Origin of the sequence: Sphingomonas sp. HITSZ_GF (assembly GCF_029543155.1) — a bacterium.
GTDB lineage: Bacteria > Pseudomonadota > Alphaproteobacteria > Sphingomonadales > Sphingomonadaceae > Sphingomonas.
This window is the reverse complement of record NZ_JARQXA010000008.1, coordinates 63035-79671: the sequence shown is the minus strand read 5'-3', so window position 1 is coordinate 79671 and position 16637 is coordinate 63035. Positions and strand designations below refer to the sequence as shown.

The 16637-nt window shown below is 66.2% G+C and carries 13 protein-coding genes; 4 read left to right on the top strand and 9 right to left on the bottom strand.

The window, feature by feature from the left end; all coding sequences use genetic code 11:
• Positions 1-25: 25 nt before the first annotated feature.
• Positions 26-967: a sulfate adenylyltransferase subunit CysD gene (gene cysD, locus P6144_RS19240; protein ID WP_277769441.1), complete on the bottom strand. Its 942-nt coding sequence runs from the start codon at positions 965-967 to the stop codon at positions 26-28.
• A gap of 187 nt (positions 968-1154) precedes the next feature.
• Between cysD and rfbA the strand changes: the two genes are divergently transcribed.
• Positions 1155-2036, top strand: coding sequence for a glucose-1-phosphate thymidylyltransferase RfbA (gene rfbA, locus P6144_RS19235; protein ID WP_277769440.1), 882 nt, complete (start codon positions 1155-1157; stop codon positions 2034-2036).
• The gene (gene rfbB / locus P6144_RS19230) at positions 2033-3118 is read left to right on the top strand and encodes a dTDP-glucose 4,6-dehydratase (RefSeq protein ID WP_347275836.1); all 1086 of its coding nucleotides are present in this window, start codon (positions 2033-2035) and stop codon (positions 3116-3118) included. Before rfbA ends, rfbB begins: the two co-directional genes overlap by 4 nt.
• 9 nt (positions 3119-3127) lie before the next feature.
• Here the strand turns inward: rfbB and P6144_RS19225 are convergent, their stop codons facing one another.
• From P6144_RS19225 to P6144_RS19190, 8 genes are all read right to left on the bottom strand, one after another.
• Positions 3128-4528: an exopolysaccharide biosynthesis polyprenyl glycosylphosphotransferase gene (locus tag P6144_RS19225; protein ID WP_277769439.1), complete on the bottom strand. Its 1401-nt coding sequence runs from the start codon at positions 4526-4528 to the stop codon at positions 3128-3130.
• Between the two features lie 75 nt (positions 4529-4603).
• Positions 4604-5764: an N-acetylglucosamine-6-phosphate deacetylase gene (nagA, locus tag P6144_RS19220; protein WP_277769438.1), complete on the bottom strand. Its 1161-nt coding sequence runs from the start codon at positions 5762-5764 to the stop codon at positions 4604-4606.
• Positions 5761-6642 (bottom strand): N-acetylmuramic acid 6-phosphate etherase, encoded by an 882-nt coding sequence (locus tag P6144_RS19215; RefSeq protein WP_277769437.1) that lies wholly within the window; start codon positions 6640-6642, stop codon positions 5761-5763. The genes nagA and P6144_RS19215 overlap by 4 nt, the downstream gene beginning before the upstream one ends.
• Positions 6632-7525, bottom strand: coding sequence for a BadF/BadG/BcrA/BcrD ATPase family protein (locus P6144_RS19210; protein WP_277769436.1), 894 nt, complete (start codon positions 7523-7525; stop codon positions 6632-6634). The genes P6144_RS19215 and P6144_RS19210 overlap by 11 nt, the downstream gene beginning before the upstream one ends.
• Positions 7526-7605: 80 nt before the next feature.
• Positions 7606-8979 (bottom strand): glutamate--cysteine ligase, encoded by a 1374-nt coding sequence (locus P6144_RS19205; protein ID WP_277769435.1) that lies wholly within the window; start codon positions 8977-8979, stop codon positions 7606-7608.
• Positions 8976-9800, bottom strand: a complete 825-nt coding sequence (locus P6144_RS19200; protein ID WP_277769434.1) for a carbon-nitrogen hydrolase family protein — start codon at positions 9798-9800, stop codon at positions 8976-8978. The genes P6144_RS19205 and P6144_RS19200 overlap by 4 nt, the downstream gene beginning before the upstream one ends.
• A 25-nt stretch (positions 9801-9825) precedes the next feature.
• Entirely contained in the window at positions 9826-11142 is a 1317-nt protein-coding gene (locus tag P6144_RS19195) for a UDP-glucose/GDP-mannose dehydrogenase family protein (protein ID WP_277769433.1), read from the bottom strand.
• A 35-nt stretch (positions 11143-11177) separates the two neighbouring features.
• Complete coding sequence (locus tag P6144_RS19190; protein ID WP_277769432.1) at positions 11178-12143, bottom strand: UDP-glucuronic acid decarboxylase family protein; 966 nt, start codon at positions 12141-12143, stop codon at positions 11178-11180.
• Between the two features lie 710 nt (positions 12144-12853).
• Between P6144_RS19190 and P6144_RS19185 the strand changes: the two genes are divergently transcribed.
• Both P6144_RS19185 and P6144_RS19180 read left to right on the top strand, forming a co-directional pair.
• Complete coding sequence (locus P6144_RS19185) at positions 12854-14128, top strand: GGDEF domain-containing phosphodiesterase (protein ID WP_347275837.1); 1275 nt, start codon at positions 12854-12856, stop codon at positions 14126-14128.
• Positions 14128-16581: an ATP-binding protein gene (locus P6144_RS19180; RefSeq protein WP_277769431.1), complete on the top strand. Its 2454-nt coding sequence runs from the start codon at positions 14128-14130 to the stop codon at positions 16579-16581. Before P6144_RS19185 ends, P6144_RS19180 begins: the two co-directional genes overlap by 1 nt.
• Positions 16582-16637: the final 56 nt, after the last annotated feature.

Genomic DNA, 16637 nt, shown 5'->3' with positions numbered 1-16637 from the left:
GTCACGCTGCGCATGACGTGGCGCGTCAAAAATACCCCTCCTGCTTCTTCTTCTCCATGCTCGCCGCCTGGTCGTGATCGATCGCGCGGCCCTGGCGCTCGCTGGTGGTAGTCAGCAGCATCTCCTGGATCACCGCCTCGAGCGTATCCGCCTCGCTCTCCACCGCGCCGGTCAGCGGGTAGCAGCCGAGCGTGCGGAAGCGCACCGATCGGGTCACCGGCTCCTCGCCGGGATTGAGCCGGAAGCGCTCGTCATCGACCATCAGCAACAGCCCGTCGCGCTCCACCGTCGGGCGCGGCGCGGCAAAATAGAGCGGGACGATCTCGATCTTCTCGGCAAGGATGTATTGCCAGATGTCGAGCTCGGTCCAGTTGGAGATCGGGAAGACGCGCATGCTCTCCCCCTTCTCCTTGCGGGCATTGTAGAGGTGCCAGAGCTCGGGGCGCTGGTTCTTCGGGTCCCAGCGGTGGCTGGCGGTGCGGAAGCTGAACACGCGCTCCTTGGCGCGGCTCTTCTCCTCGTCGCGCCGGGCACCGCCAAAGGCCGCGTCGAAGCCGTATTTGTCGAGCGCCTGCTTGAGCCCTTCGGTCTTCCACATGTCGGTGTGGCGGCCGCCATGGTCGAACGGGTTGATCCCCAGCGCCTCGGCCTCAGGGTTCTTGTGGACCAGCAGCTCCATGCCGGCGTCGCGCGCCGCCTTGTCGCGCAGGTCGTACATCGCGCGGAACTTCCAGGTCGTGTCGACATGGAGGAGCGGGAAGGGCGGGGGCGCCGGATAAAAGGCCTTGCGGGCGAGGTGAAGCATCACCGCGCTGTCCTTGCCGATCGAATAGAGCATCACCGGGCGCTCGGCCTCGGCGACGACTTCGCGCAGGATATGGATGCTCTCGGCTTCGAGCCGCTGGAGATGCGTCAGGCGCGCAGGCGAAAGCCCGCCGGTCGCGCCGTTCGTCTGTGTCTCCGTCATGGTACCGGAATGCAGCATGGCGGGCGATTTAGGAAGCTATGCCGCCGCCAGCGATCTAGTTTATGTTTATCCTGCTATACCCTGGCGGCGAGGGTTAAGGGAATTTGAACCAGAACACGCGAAAATCGGTCTGGCATCCAAGGGGCCGGGGGGAGTTCATGCCTGGCCATAGCATGGCGGTACGGCAATGAAGGGCATTATCCTGGCGGGCGGTGCGGGCACGCGCCTCTATCCCGCGACGCTCTCCATTTCGAAGCAGCTTCTGCCCGTTTTCGACAAGCCGATGATCTATTATCCGCTGTCGATGCTGATGCTCGCCGGCATTCGCGAAATCCTGATCATCTCCACGCCGCGCGATCTCTCTTCCTTCCGGCAATTGCTCGGGGACGGGTCGGCGTTCGGGATCCGCCTCGAATATGCCGAGCAGCCGAGCCCCGACGGGCTGGCCCAGGCCTTCCTGATCGGCGAGGCGTTCCTGGACGGCGGTCCGGCCGCGCTGGTGCTGGGCGACAACATCTTCCATGGCGACGGGCTGGCGGCGAAGGGCCGTGCCGCGGTCGAGGCCGCGCAGGCCGGCACCGCGACGATCTTCGCCTATCAGGTCGAGGATCCCGAGCGCTACGGCGTCGTCACCTTCGATCCCGAGACCGGCATTGCCGAGACGATCGTCGAGAAGCCGGAAACGCCCCGGTCGAACTGGGCGGTGACCGGCCTCTATTTCTTCGATTCCCGGGTCAGCGACATTGCGCGCGGGCTCAAGCCGTCGCCGCGCGGCGAGCTGGAGATCACCGATGTGATCGGCGCCTATCTCGATGCCGGCGACCTGCAGGTCAATCGCCTCGGCCGCGGCTATGCCTGGCTCGATACCGGCACGCATGACAGCCTGCACGATGCCTCCAGCTTCGTGCGGACGATCGAGCATCGCCAGGGGATCAAGATCGCCTGCCCCGAGGAGATCGCCTTCGATCTGGGGCATATCGACGCGGCGGCGGTGCTCGCCCGCGCGAACCTGCTCGGCAAGACCGATTATGCCGCCTATCTTCGCCGCTGTGTGGAAATGGCGTCATGAGCATCGAGGCTAAGGCCCCGGCTGCCCCGGGTGCGATCCGCCGCGTGCTCGTCACCGGCGGTGCGGGCTTCATCGGTTCGGCGGTGTGCCGGCTGCTGGTGGCGAAGCGCTACCATGTCGTCTGCGTCGACAAGCTCACCTATGCCGGCAACATCGCCTCGCTGGACGGCGTGATGCGGCAGCCCAATTTCCGCTTCGTCGAGGCGGATATCGCCGATGCCGCGCAGCTCCACCGGCTGATGCGGGAGGAGCGGATCGAAGGGGTGATGCACCTGGCGGCCGAGACGCATGTCGATCGCTCGATCGACAGCCCCGCGGCGTTCGTCGAGACCAATGTGCTGGGCACGGTGCGGCTGCTCGATGCCGCGCTCGAGCATTGGCGCGGCCTGGCCGAGGCGCAGCGCGCGGCGTTTCGCTTCCACCATATCTCCACGGACGAAGTGTTCGGCGATCTGCCGTTCGACAGCGGCATGTTCCGCGAGACGACACCCTATGCGCCGTCCTCGCCCTATTCGGCGAGCAAGGCGGCTTCGGACCATTTCGTCCGCGCCTGGCACGAAACCTACGGACTGCCGGTGGTGCTTTCGAATTGCTCGAACAACTACGGCCCCCACCACTTCCCGGAAAAGCTGATTCCGCTGGTGATCCTCAATGCTCTGGAGGGCAGGGAATTGCCGATCTACGGCCAGGGCGCGAACATCCGCGACTGGCTCTATGTCGACGATCATGCCGAAGCGCTGGAGCGGGTGCTGACCCGGGGGCGCAACGGCGAGACCTATCTGATCGGCGGCCGCCAGGAGCGCACCAATTTGCAGGTGGTCGAAGCGATCTGCGACCTGCTCGATGCCCGGGTGGGCGGGCGCCGGCACCGCGAGCTGATGCGCTTCGTCGCCGACCGGCCGGGGCATGACCGCCGCTATGCGATCGATCCTTCCAAGATCGAGGCGGAACTGGGCTGGCGGCCGCGCGAGACCTTCGAGAGCGGGCTGGCGAAGACGGTGGACTGGTATCTCGCCAACCGCGACTGGTGGGAGCCGATCCGCAGCGGCGCCTATCACGGCGAGCGGATGGGCGTGCTCTGAACGCCGCCGTCAATAGGCGTTCTTGTGCACCACCACGCCGAAGGTCATCATCAGGATCTTGATGTCCTTCCAGATCGACCAGTCCTTCAGATATTCCAGATCGGCCTGCAGCCGATCGGTCAGGTCGCGTTCGCGGATCGTTGCGCCGCGATAGCCGCGGATCTGGGCCAGGCCGGTCAAGCCCGGCTTGGCGGCATGGCGATGCCAGTAACGCTCGTCGATTTCCCAGAACAGCTTGTCCTCGGCGCGCGAGCCGAGCGCATGCGGCCGCGGGCCGACGATGCTCATATGGCCGATCAGCACGTTGAGCAGCTGCGGCAGTTCGTCGATGCTGGTCCGGCGGATGAAATGGCCGATGCGGGTGATGCGGTCGTCGTCGCGCTGCGTCGAGGTGTCGCCGTTCCCGTCGCAATTGTCCGCGCGCATGCTGCGGAACTTGAGCATGCGGAACATGCGATTGCCCTGGCCGATGCGCGTCTGGACGAACAGGGCCGGGCCGGCGCTTTCAAGGCGTATCAGCAGCGCGAACACCAGCATGGCCGGGCCCAGTACCAGCAACGCGGCGCCCGCGATGAGAATGTCGAAGCCGCGCTTGATGAAGGAATCGAACTTGCTGAGCGGGCCATCGGCGACGACCAGCGTGGGCTCGCCGTTCCAGCGGCCCATCTCGAGCGGTGCCAGCGAGCTGAGCTCCGGCGCGAAGATCTCGCTGCGGATGCCCAGGCCCTTGAGCACGCGCATCCAGTTGAGTCGCCGCTCGGCGGAGCAGCCGACGACGACGCGGTCCGCCTCGCCAAGCACGGCGGCCAGCCGGTCGAACATGTCCGGCGAATCGTCGTTGGGATCGAGCGCGTCGTCGGCCGCGATCACCAGCGAGAAGCCCTCGGGCGCGATGTGCTGCGTCCCGTCAGTGATCAGCACCACGCTATAGGGGTTGCCGCCCAGGATCTTGCGGGCGCTGCCCAGGAAGCGCTGGCGCGCGATGACCAGCAACGCGACCGTGAGGCCGCTGCCCAGGCCTATGGTGACGCGCGAATAGTTCTGGGTCGCCTTGAAATAGAAAGCGACGAGCAGGATCACCGCTGCCGAAATCGCGAACGCCTGGATCGAGCGCAATATGCCCTTGCCCGGCGCGACGATCACTTCGGTGGCATAGGCATGGCCATTGAGCGCGACGGCCAGGTACACCGCGCCAAAGGCCGATGCGGCGTAGAACCATTGCTCGATCCCCGAACCGGGCTCGTAAATCAGGCCCGCGACGAAGAAGCCGACAAAGATACATGCGAGATCGAGAAGTATCAGGGTTGCGTGCAGCCTTGCGCGCAACTTGGCGCGACTGGGCTGCCACCGCGAGCGGGTGCTGCGTGCTTCGCCCTTGGCGGCACGGATCGTCCCGAACTCGAGGTTCACAAAATCCCCTTTTTTGAATCTCTTCTTCAAGCTTTACCAGCGCTTGCGAAGCTTTCGCAACTGCTAACAACGCTATTAACTAACGTACTGAGCCGTTGTTGCTTCTAGGTCACGAGACACGCCCGCGATCCAGCTTTGTTGCACCGCAAGATCTTCGTCGACGAGAACCATGTCCGCGCGGAACCCCGGCGCGATCCGGCCAAGCTCGCCGGCAAGCCCCAGAAAGGCCGCCGGCGTGGCCGAAGCCATGTGCGCCGCCACGTCGAGCCCGACGCGACCCTGCTCCATCATACCCTTCACCGCGCCCGCCATGGTGAGCGTCGAGCCGGCCAGCGTGTTGTCGGCGCCGAGCAGCCGGTCGCCCTCGCGGTGGATTTCGCGGCCGTGGATCAGGAACACGCTCTCGTCGCTGCCGACGCTCGGCATCGCATCGGTGACCAGCATCAGCCGCTCGGGCCCCTTGGCGCGCAGCGCGACACGCAGGGTCGCCGGATGGAGGTGATAGCCGTCGGCGATGATCCCGGCGAACACCTCCGGGTCCTCGAGCGCGGCGCCGACCATGCCGGGCGCGCGGTTGAGCAGCGGCGACATCGCATTGAAGATATGAGTGAAGCCGGTCAGGCCATTGTCGATCGCGTCGCGCACCGTCTCATAGGGCGCGTCCGAATGGCCCGCGGAGGCGATCACGCCCGCCGCGGTCAGCCGGGCGACCTGCTCGGGCGTTGCCGCTTCGGGCGCCAGCGTCACCAGCGTCTTGCCGCGCCTGCCCGATTCGAGCAGCGCCAGGAACCTGTCCTGCAGCGGCTGGATCTTGTTCTCGCTATGGATGCCGCGCCGGACGGGATTGAGGAACGGCCCCTCGATATGGATGCCGAGCACGCCGGGCACGCCCGCCTCGATCGCCGCATCGACGGCGCGGATGCCGGCCTCGACGACGGAAAGATCGTCGCTGATCAGCGTCGGCAGCATGCCGGTGGTGCCATAGCGGCGATGCGTCTCGGCGATCACGCGGATGGTCTCTACGCTGGGATCGTCGTTGAACAGCAGCCCGCCGCCGCCATTCACCTGGACGTCGATAAACCCCGGAAGCAGCGTGCCGCCGTCCAGATCGATCCGCTCGGCACCCGAGGGCACGTCGCTCAGGATCGCGGCGATCCGGTCGCCTTCCACGACAACGCACACATCGTCGCGCCAGCCCTCGGCCAGCAGCATGCGCGCGTTGACCAGCGCCTTCACGCCAGCGTGTCCAGCGCCGCGCCCAGGCTGCCTTGCGCCGCCTTCAACCGGGCCCGAGCATCATCGGCGCTCAGCCCGCGCGCGACGAGCACCGCTGTCTTGATGTCGCGCCCGCCCGCGTCGAGCGCAGATTCGGCCGGGCCGGAATCAACCTCGGCCAGCGTGCCGACCATCCGGATCGCGCGTTGGCGCAGCTTCGCGTTCGAGACCTGCATGTTCACCATCAGCCCGTGATGAACGAGCCCGAGGCGCAACATGATCCCGGTCGAGATCAGATTGAGCGTCACCTTCTGCGCGGTGCCGGCCTTCATCCGGGTCGAGCCGGCGACGACTTCGCTGCCGGTATCGGCCAGGATCGCATGCTCGGCCGCGCGCAGCACCGGGGCATCGGGATTGTTGGCGACGCCGATGGTCAGCGCGCCTGCCGCCCGTGCGGCTTCCAGCGCCGCGATCACATACGGCGTGCGGCCGCTGGCGGCGATCCCGATCAGCACATCGTCGGGGCCGATGCCTTCCTCCGCGATCGATGCTTCCGCTGCCTCGCGGCTGTCCTCGGCGCCTTCCTGGGTGCGGGTGAGCGCGGCGGGGCCGCCGGCGATCAGGAATGCCAGCCGCTCGAACGGCCAGTTGAAGGTGGGGGTGAGCTCAACGCCGTCCTGCACGCCGATCCGGCCCGAGGTGCCGGCGCCGGCATAGGCGATGCGTCCGCCGCGCCGCAGCCGCTCCGCCGCAGCCTCGATAGCCGCGGCCATGGCGCCGGTCTGGCTCTTCAGCGCGGCGATCGCGGCAAGCTGGGCCTCGAGCATCGCCTCGACCGCTGCCTCGGTCGGCCAGCGGTCGATCTCGCGGTAGCGGGGGTCGGTGGCTTCAGTCGACATCGGGCCTCCGCGTCGGCATCGAGGCGGCAGGCAGCCCGGCCAGGAGCAATGCGCCGTCGAGCGGGTCGGAGGCCGCGTCGGTCAGCCGCGCCACGGTGCGGGCGCGCAGCCAGGGCTTCATCCGCATCGCCAGCCCGCCGGCGAGCGCGCAGCGCACCGCGCCGCGGGCGAAGATCGTCTCGATGAAGCGCTCGACGTGGAGTGCCGCGTCTTCGACGATCGAGCGGGCGATCGCGTCGTTGTTCTCGGCATAGTCCATGACCAGCGGGGCGAAGGCGGCATAGTCCTTGGGCGTTGCGGCATCCATCCAGGCGACGGCGCGGGCGGTGTCGTGCCCGAAGCCGGCGGTAACGGCGTGGCTGAGCGGCGTCACTTCGCTGCGCCCGTCGAGCGCGCGAAGGGCATGGCGCATCGCGCTCAGCCCCAGCGCGGCGCCGCTGCCTTCGTCGGAGATCGGGAAGCCATAGCCGCCGATCGTGAAGCTGTTAGTGCCGACGCGGACTTCGGCGACGCTGCCGGTGCCGATGATCAGCGTCGCACCCTCGGCGCCGCCATGCGCGCCGAGATTGGCGATCGTCGCATCGGTGGCGAAGGCGATGTCGGTGAAAGGGAAGGGCAGGGCGGCGAGCTGCTCGCGCATGCCGGTGCGGGTGATCCCGGCAATGCCCATGCCGGCGCGGATCCCCGCCACCTGTGCATCGTCCAGCGCCGCGGCTGACAGGGCCTGCGATATCACGTCGCTGAGCACATCGTGCAGCCGCTGGATGCCGATCCGCGTATTGGCCGGGCCGCTCTCGCCCGTGCCGAGGATCGTCCCGCGCTCGTCCACCAATCGGCTACGGCAATGACTGCCGCCCGCGTCTATGCCGAGGAAATAGGCCATGATCTTCCCCTACAGCAGCTTGGGCCAGCCTGCGCCATGCCCAGCGGGGCCCGGCCCATAGGCGCGGGGCATGGGCAGCCTCAGAAGCGTGCTTCCTCATAGACACGGCTTATGTCGCCGCCCCAATCGCCGTTGAAGCGATCGAGCAGCACCTGCGCCGGCACCTTTCCGGTGCGAACCACTTCGCGCAGCGGATCGAGGAAGCCGCTTTCATTGTCGCCCGAGGCGTTGAGGCGGGCGCGGGCATTGAGGCCGGCAGCGGCGATGTCGAGCACTTCGCCGGCAATGTCCTTGAGCGTGCCGCCGCCGGGCAGCGGCGCGTCGAGCGCGAGCTTCGGCACCGAGCTGCGCAGTTCCTCGCGGCCTTCCATCGACCAGCCCTTTACCAGGTCCCAGGCGGCATCGAGCGCGCCCTGGTCGTAGAGCAGGCCGACCCACAGCGCCGGCAGCGCGCAGATCCGGCCCCAGCGGCCGCCATCGGCGCCGCGCATCTCGAGGAAGGTCTTGAGGCGGACTTCGGGGAAGGCGGTCGACAGGTGATCGGCCCAGTCGTCCATCGTCGGCTTGTGGCCGGGATAGGCGGGCAGTTCGCCCTTCAGGAAGTCGCGGAAGCTCTGGCCGGCGGCATCGATATATTTGCCGTCGCGATAGACGAAGTACATCGGCACATCGAGCGCGTATTCGGCGTAGCGCTCATAGCCGAAGCCGTCCTCGAACACGAAGGGCAGCATGCCGGTGCGCGCCGGATCGGTGTCCGACCAGATGTTCGAGCGGAAGCTCAGGAAGCCGTTGGGCTTGCCCTCGGTGAAGGGCGAGTTGGCGAACAGCGCGGTCGCCAGCGGCTGGAGCGCAAGGCCGACGCGGAACTTCTGTGCCATGTCGGCTTCGGACGCATAATCGAGGTTCACCTGGATCGTGCAGGTGCGCAGCATCATGTCGAGGCCGAGATTGCCGACGCGCGGCATGTGGCGCAGCATGATCGCGTAGCGGCCCTTGGGCATGATCGGCAGCTCGGCGCGGGTCTTGTCGGGCCACATGCCGAGCCCGAGGAAGTTGATCCCCAGCCGCTCGCCGACCTGCTTGACCTGCTCCAGGTGGCGGCCGGTCTCGTTGCAGGTCTCGTGGAGATTCTCCAGCGGCGCGCCGGAGAGCTCGAGCTGGCCGGCGGGCTCCAGGCTCACCGTGCCGTCGGGGCCGGACAGCGCGATGACGTTGTCGCCCTCGAGCACCGGCTTCCAGCCATAGGCGGTCAGCCCGTCGAGCAGGTCGCGGATGCCGCCCTGCTCGGTGTAGCTCGGCGCGTGGAAGTCGTCGGTGGCGAACACGAACTTCTCGTGCTCGGTGCCGATCCGCCAGCGTTCCTTCGGCTTCTCGCCCCCGGCGAAATAGTCGATCAGCTGCTGCCGATCCTCGATCGGCGCCGATACCTTGGCGTTTTCGGTCTTGGTACTCATGCGAAGGTCTCGACGGGGGGGATGGGGCGGCGATGGCGAAGCACGGGAATGCGCGAACGGACGTCGTCGACGCGCGCAAGATCGATTTCTACCGTGCCAAGCCCGGCTTCCTCGCCCATGTCGAGCAGCACCTCGCCCCAGGGATCGATCACCAGCGAATGGCCATAGGTGGCGCGGCCGTCGGCGTGGACGCCGGTCTGCGCGGCCGCGATCAGCCAGGCCTCGGCCTCGATCGCGCGGGCGCGCAGCAGCACGTGCCAATGCGCCTGGCCGGTCGGGCGGGTGAAGGCGGCGGGCACGGAGAGGGCAGTGGCGCCGGCATCGCTCAGCGCGCGGAACAGGTCCGGGAAGCGCATGTCGTAGCAGATCGCCAGGCCCAGCCGGCCGATCGGCGTGTCGACCAGGATTGCGCGCTCGCCCGGGCGATAGGTGTTGGATTCGCGCCAGCTCTCGCCGGTGGGCAGGTCGACGTCGAACAGGTGGAGCTTGTCATAGCTTGCCCGGATCGCGCCGGTCCCGTCGATCACATAGCCGCGATTGAGGAACTTGCCGCCTTCGCCAAGCACCGCGAGCGAGCCGAGATGCACCCAGATGCCGTGTTTTGCCGCCGCTTCGCGGGTGGCGGCGAGGACCAGGTCCTCGCCTTCAGCCACCACATGCCCCCGCGCGCGCTCGCGATTGCCGTCGAGCAGGCCGGACATTTCGGGGGTGAACAGCATCGCACCGCCCTCGGCGGCCGCCTGCGCCACGCCATCGGCGATGGCGTGCGCATTGGCGGCCGGGTCGATCCCGCTCGTCATCTGCAGCAGGCTGGCCTTCATTGCTTTCCTCCCCGAAGGGCCGGGATCAGGCGCGCTTGGGCTTACCGATGCCAACCAGCTTCAGCCCGGCGCGTTCCGCATCGGCAGGCGGATAGATGTTGCGCAGGTCGACGAGCAGCGGCGCCTTGAGCAGCGACTTGATGCGGCCGAGGTCGAGCGCGCGGAATGCGTCCCATTCGGTCACGATCACCAGCGCGTCCGCGCCGTCTGCCGCCTCATAGGCGTTCTCGCTGAACTCGACATTGGGCAGCAGCGGGCGTGCCTGCTCGAAGCCTTCCGGATCATAGGCCTTCACCGTGGCGCCGGCATCTTCCAGTGCCGAGACGATCGCCAGGCTCGGCGCGTCGCGCATGTCGTCGGTGTTCGGCTTGAAAGTGAGGCCCAGCAGACCCACGGTCTTGCCGCGCACGTCGCCGCCCATCGCCTTGATCACCTTGCGGCCCATGGCGCGCTTGCGGGCGTCGTTCACCTGCACAGTGGCCTCGACGATGCGCAGCGGGGTCTCGTTGTCGCCGGCGGTCTTGAGCAGCGCCAGCGTGTCCTTGGGGAAGCACGAGCCGCCATAGCCGGGGCCCGCATGGAGGAACTTGGAGCCGATACGGTTGTCCATGCCGATGCCGCGCGCGACTTCCTGCACGTCCGCGCCCACCTGCTCGCACAGGTCGGCGATCTCGTTGATGAAGGTGATCTTCACCGCAAGGAACGCGTTGGCGGCATACTTGATCAGCTCGCTGGTGCGGCGGCCGACAAAGACCACCGGCGCGTTCTGGTTGAGCGAGAGCGGGCGGTAGATGGCGCGCATCACTTCGCGCGCGCCCTCGTCGTCGGTGCCGACGACGACGCGGTCGGGCCGCTTGAAGTCCTCGATCGCCGCGCCTTCGCGCAGGAATTCCGGGTTGGAGACCACCTGGGCGTCCATGCCCGGCGCCACTTCGCGCAGGATCCGCTCGACTTCGTCGCCGGTGCCCACCGGCACGGTCGACTTGGTGACGATCACGCTCGGCCTGGTCAGGTTCTCGGCGATCTCGCGCGCGGCGGCGAAGACATAGCTGAGATCGGCATGGCCGTCGCCACGGCGGCTCGGCGTGCCGACCGCGATGAACACGGCATCGGCATCCTTCACGCCTTCAGCAAGGTTGGTCGTGAAGGAGAGGCGGCCCGCCTTCACGTTCGAGGCGACCAGCGCGTCGAGCCCGGGCTCGTAGATCGGCATCACGCCCTGATGGAGCAGCTCGATCTTGCGCGCGTCCTTGTCGACGCAGACCACTTCATGGCCAAAGTCAGAGAAGCAGGCGCCAGAAACCAGGCCGACATAGCCGGTGCCGATCATAGCAATGCGCATCGGAATTTCCTAAAAACGTAACGAAACAAGAGCGATCAGGCGATCTCCGCGTCCTCGCGCAGAAGCTCGTCGAAATATGCGATGGTCTTGACCAGGCCTTCGCGCAGCGGAACCTTCGGCGTCCAGTCAAGCTTCTCCTTGGCCTGGGAAATGTCCGGCTGGCGCTGGCGCGGATCGTCCTGCGGCAGCGGCCGATGCTCGATCGATACCGAACTGCCGACCAGCTCGCGAATGATCTCTGCCAGTTCGCGCATGGTAAACTCGCCCGGATTGCCGAGGTTGACCGGTCCCGCCATGTCGGGGCCGGCATTCATCATGCGAAGAATGCCGTCGACGAGATCGTCGACATAGCAGAAGGAGCGCGTCTGCGAGCCGTCGCCATAGAGCGTGATCGGCTCGCCGCGCAGCGCCTGTACGATGAAGTTCGAAACGACGCGGCCGTCGGCGGGGTGCATGCGGGGGCCGTAGGTGTTGAAGATGCGGATCACCTTCACATCGACCTTGTGCTGCCGCTTATAGTCGAAGAACAGCGTCTCTGCGCAGCGCTTGCCCTCGTCATAGCAGGAGCGCGGGCCGATCGGGTTGACGTTGCCCCAATAGGCCTCGACCTGAGGATGGATCGACGGATCGCCATAGACCTCGCTGGTCGAGGCCTGGAGCACCGGGATCTTCAGCCGCTTGGCGAGGCCGAGCATGTTGATCGCGCCCATGACGCTGGTCTTAGTCGTCTGCACCGGGTCGAACTGGTAGTGGACGGGCGAGGCGGGGCAGGCGAGGTTGAAGATCTTGTCGACCTCGACATAAGCCGGGAAGGTCACGTCGTGGCGCTTGATCTCGAAGCGGGCGTGCGCGAGCAGATGCTCGACGTTGCGCCGGCGACCCGTATAGAAATTGTCGAGGCAGAGGACTTCCGCGCCGCTCTCGATGAGGCGATCGCACAGATGAGAACCGATAAATCCGGCACCGCCCGTTACTAGCGCTCGGTTCTCGCGAAACTCCATAAGCCCCTCTTCTCCAACGCTCGAATCATCATGTGTCAGCCCCAATCCAGAGAGGCAGGCCACGGCCGAAAGGCGCGCACTGACTCTCGCGGAAGGGAGCAGGTGTGTCCCGAAAGGGATGCCCCCGCGAGTACCGAAGATGATTAAGGGGTGTCAATCGACACTTCCCGTTCGGGCGAGGGGGCGGGCTGCAAAAACGACGGACAATAAAAAAGGCGGCTCGGGGCCGCCTTCCTGTTTTGTCGTCCGGGCCGGTCAACGCGGCTTCGAGTGAAGTCGCTTCATCGCCGGCCCGGATGAACGTTCCTCAGAACGGACGGATGTCAGTGCCGCCGCCGCCATCACGGAACAGAAGGTCGAAAAACGCAGACATTGATATTCTCCCATCGGTGCGCACGGATGCGCGATTCGGATGGTTAAAGAGCTCTTAACAATGAATCAATCAGGATTTCTGCGGAATTGGCGGGATCGAAATCGTCAAGGCTTCGCGATTTAACGGTTCCTTCAAGGGTCTTCCCCTAGGCCTAGGGTGCATGTCGGCACGAAAAGAGCCTTTGGTGACCCGGGCCAGCGCTGGGTTCAGCGCGGTCGCGAGTTCCGCGGAACACGCGGAAATCGCGAGGGAATTCGTGCTGTCTCAGGAAGTTCGCGAAGCCCGCCGCGATAGTGGCGTGCGGGGCGGAAGTCGCTCCGCGCCGCGCCGGGGCGAACTGCACCGGGCAAGTAACGATCGCAACATCGAAGGCCGATACTGGCACGTTCTGGGACTCTGCGAGATCGCAAATTTTGCGTCGCTGCGCCGGCACCTTGGCCGCGCACGCGCTGATTCGCTGGTTTTGGATGTCGCGCGGCGAATCACTTCGCTGGTGCCCGACGTCCGGATCGCCGCCGCCGGGCGGGCGATCATCGAGATCGCCTTCGAGCGGGAATCGCCCGAAGCCGCGGCGGACGAGATCGACCAGATCCGCAAGGGCTTCCTGCGGACGCTCGACCTGGACGGCGAGCCGCACCAGCTTCAGATGCATTTCGGTGTCGCCGCCGCCCCTTCGGTGGAAGATGACGAGGTCCTGCTCGCCGAAGCTGCCGAATCCGCGCTGGACCAGGCACGCGCCGACGGCCGGGTGGTGATGCTCGATCTCACCCGCGCCGATCTCGCCTTCGACAAGCTTACCCTCATGCGCGAACTGCCCCGCGCGATCGCCAGCGGCGAGATGTTCCTGCAATATCAGCCCAAGGTGCATGTCCGCCGCCAGGAGATCGCCAGCGCGGAGGCACTGGTCCGCTGGCAGCACCCGACGCGGGGCCTGATCCTGCCGGGCGATTTCATCGCTGTTGCCGAGCAGGCGGGCGAAATCGCTCGGCTCACGCTCTGGACGCTGCGCCAGGTGATCGAGGACCAGAAGAAGCTGCGTGCCGACGGCTTCGACATGCTGCTCTTCGTCAACATCTCGGGCCAGCTCCTGGCCGATGCCGCCTTCGTCAACGAAGTCTGCGAGATGCTGGCCGACACCGACGCCAAGCTGGGCTTCGAGATCACCGAGACCGCGGTGATCCGCGATCCGGAGAGCGCGATCCGCCACCTGCAATGGTTCGCCGACAGCGGCGTTACGCTGGCGATCGACGATTATGGTGCGGGGCTATCCTCGCTCGCTTATCTCAAGAAGCTGCCGGCGCGCGAGCTGAAGATCGACAAGATGTTCGTGATGCAGCTGACCAGCAGCAACCGCGACCCGCTGATCGTCCGCTCGACGATCGACCTGGCCCATGCGCTCGAGATGGAAGTCACCGCCGAGGGTGTCGAGACTCCGTCGGCGCTGGCGTTGCTCAGCGTGATGGGCTGCGACATGGTGCAGGGTTTCCTTATTTCGCGCCCGCTTGGGCTCGACGCGTTCCGCAAGTTCCTGGCGGACGATGGCCATCTCGACAATGCGGGCGGGTCGCCGACCTCGTTCGTTCGCCCCGAGAGTTTCTGGAAGCGCGCCTGATGCGCGCCGCGCTTCGCCATCTCCTGGCGTTCGTCGCATTGCTGGTCGCGGTTCCCGCCTTTGCCGATGCCGCCAAGGAATTCACCCCGGCGATCACCGCCGAGATCCAGGCGGCACGCGAAAGCATGCTGGCCGATCAGCCGGAGGCGCTGCGCCACGCTGTCGCGATCGACGCGCTTTCGCGCAAGCTTGCCGATCAGCGCCAGCAGCGCATGGGGCTTGCCGCCGCACGTTGGCTCGCCGGCGAGGCGCATCTGCGCATGGACCAGCCGGACCAGGCTGCGCCGCTGCTCGCGGACGGCCTGCGCCTGATCGAATCGATCCAGGAGCCGATCAAGCTGCGCGGCGACCTGCTGATGTCGCAGGGAGCGCTGTTCATGGCGCGCGACCAGGCGGTGCGCGCGCTCAACAACTATCAGCAGGCGGCGGAGATCTTCCAGCAAGTGGGCGAGCTGCGCAGCAAGGCGATCGCCTATCAGAACATCGCCCAGCTCTATAATACCGCCAACGATTTCGACAGCGCGGAGAAGAACTTCCAGCGCGCCGTCGAGACTTTTGACGGGGATCCGATCCTCTCGCTTTCGTTGCACAATAATCGCGGCAATGCGCTGTCCTCCGCCAAGCGCTATCAGGAGGCGATTGCCGAATATCAGCTTGCGGTGGGCATCGCCCGCCAGCTTGGCAAGCCTGCGCTTGAGGCGATGATGCTCAGCAATCTGGCGCGCGGGCAGATCTCGCTGGGGCAGTTCGATCAGGCCGATCGCACGGTCAAGCGTGGTTTCGAACTGATCCGCGGGGCCGACGCCGATCTGCTGCGTCGGCACATGCTCTCCACCGCGGCCGAGCTTGCCTCGCAGCGCGGGGACATGAATCGGGCGGTGCAGCTGATCCGCCAGGCCTTTGACGGCATCGATATCGAGCATAGCCGGGTCGAATTCCGCAACGACCATTATTTCGCCTATGAGATCTTCACCAAGGCCGGCGACACGCACTCGGCGCTCGCGCATCTCGAGGCGCTCAAGCGGCTCGAGGACGAAGCCTCGAAGGTGGCGACGACCACCGGTGCCGCGCTGATGGCCGCCAAGTTCAACTATGCCGACCAGCAGGCAAATATCGAGCGCCTGAAGGCGGATGAGGCCACGCGCACGCAGCGCTTCCAGCTGATCCTGTTCCTGCTGATCGGTGCCGCGACAGTGATCGTCATGGCGGCGCTTGGCTGGGGCCTGTTCACGATCCGGCGCAGCCGCAACAAGGTGCGCGCCGCCAATATCGTGCTGAACGAGACCAACAGCGCGCTCGAAAAGGCGCTCAAGGCCAAGACGGAGTTCCTGGCGACGACCAGCCACGAAATCCGCACGCCGCTGAACGGTATTCTCGGCATGACCCAGGTCATGCTCTCCGATCCCAAGCTCGAGGCGCAGACCCGCGACCGGATCGGTATCGTCCACGGCGCCGGCGTGACGATGCGCGCGCTCGTCGACGACATTCTCGACGTCGCCAAGATGGAGACGGGCAACCTCACCGTCGAGGCGGCGCCGATGGACCTGACGGCGATGCTGCGCGAAGTCACGCGGCTCTGGGAGGAGCAGGCGCAGGCCAAGGGCTTGTCGTTCAAGCTCGAGCTCAGCCATGCGCCGCACTGGATCGTCAGCGATGCCGCGCGCCTGCGCCAGGTGGTGTTCAATCTGCTCTCCAACGCGATCAAGTTCACCGAGAAGGGCGGCGTCACGCTGCGCGCGGTAGGCGAAGGGGAGGGCGATGACCGTCGCCTGAAGCTGAGCATCGAGGATACCGGCATCGGCATCCCGCGCGCCAAGTTCGAAGAGATATTCGAGAGCTTCCGTCAGGTCGACACCAGCACGACGCGCCGCTTCGGCGGTACCGGCCTCGGCCTTGCCATCTGCCGTAACCTGGCGCGCGCGCTGGGTGGCGACATCCAGGTGGAGAGCGAAGACGGCAAGGGCTCGCGCTTCATCCTCGATCTGCCGCTGGTCCCTGCCGAGGCGCCTGAGGCGGCGGCTGCGAGCGAGTGTGCCGGCGGGCTCGATCTCGTCGTGTTCGACAAGAATCCGATCGCCCGTTCGATGCTGCGCACGCTGTTTGAGCCGCGCGTCGCCAGGCTGCGTTTCGCCGCGAGCGTGGCCGAGGCGCTGCCGATGCTCGAGGCGGGCGACGTCACCCATCTCCTGGCGGACGAAGCGACCCTCAAGGCCGATGCCGATGGCGCCGTGGCGGCACTCCACAGCCTGCGTTCGGCATGCGAGGGGACGGCCCATTTCGTGCTCTGGCTGAAGCCCGATGTGGAGACCACAAATGAGCTGATTGCGGCAAGTGGCGGACGAATAATCGAAAAACCCGTTACCGGCGCCGACCTGATCAATGCTATCATTCCGCCTGCGGAAGAAAATTCAAATGCGGGTGGTCGCGACCCGCTTGTATCTCGGGCGGCTTAGGACGATAGCACACCGGACATGACAAAATCGGTCGCGCGCACTTCCTGGAAACCGGT

Bases quoted from the DNA above. Each gene is read 5' to 3' on its own strand.
- P6144_RS19190 (WP_277769432.1), bottom strand. From the start codon at position 12,143: ATGGAGTTTCGCGAGAACCGAGCGCTAGTAACGGGCGGTGCCGGATTT.
- P6144_RS19195 (WP_277769433.1), bottom strand. From the start codon at position 11,142: ATGCGCATTGCTATGATCGGCACCGGCTATGTCGGCCTGGTTTCTGGC.
- P6144_RS19180 (WP_277769431.1), top strand. From the start codon at position 14,128: ATGCGCGCCGCGCTTCGCCATCTCCTGGCGTTCGTCGCATTGCTGGTC.
- P6144_RS19215 (WP_277769437.1), bottom strand. From the start codon at position 6,642: ATGTCGACTGAAGCCACCGACCCCCGCTACCGCGAGATCGACCGCTGG.
- rfbA (WP_277769440.1), top strand. From the start codon at position 1,155: ATGAAGGGCATTATCCTGGCGGGCGGTGCGGGCACGCGCCTCTATCCC.
- P6144_RS19210 (WP_277769436.1), bottom strand. From the start codon at position 7,525: ATGGCCTATTTCCTCGGCATAGACGCGGGCGGCAGTCATTGCCGTAGC.
- rfbB (WP_347275836.1), top strand. From the start codon at position 2,033: ATGAGCATCGAGGCTAAGGCCCCGGCTGCCCCGGGTGCGATCCGCCGC.
- P6144_RS19205 (WP_277769435.1), bottom strand. From the start codon at position 8,979: ATGAGTACCAAGACCGAAAACGCCAAGGTATCGGCGCCGATCGAGGAT.
- cysD (WP_277769441.1), bottom strand. From the start codon at position 967: ATGACGGAGACACAGACGAACGGCGCGACCGGCGGGCTTTCGCCTGCG.
- P6144_RS19200 (WP_277769434.1), bottom strand. From the start codon at position 9,800: ATGAAGGCCAGCCTGCTGCAGATGACGAGCGGGATCGACCCGGCCGCC.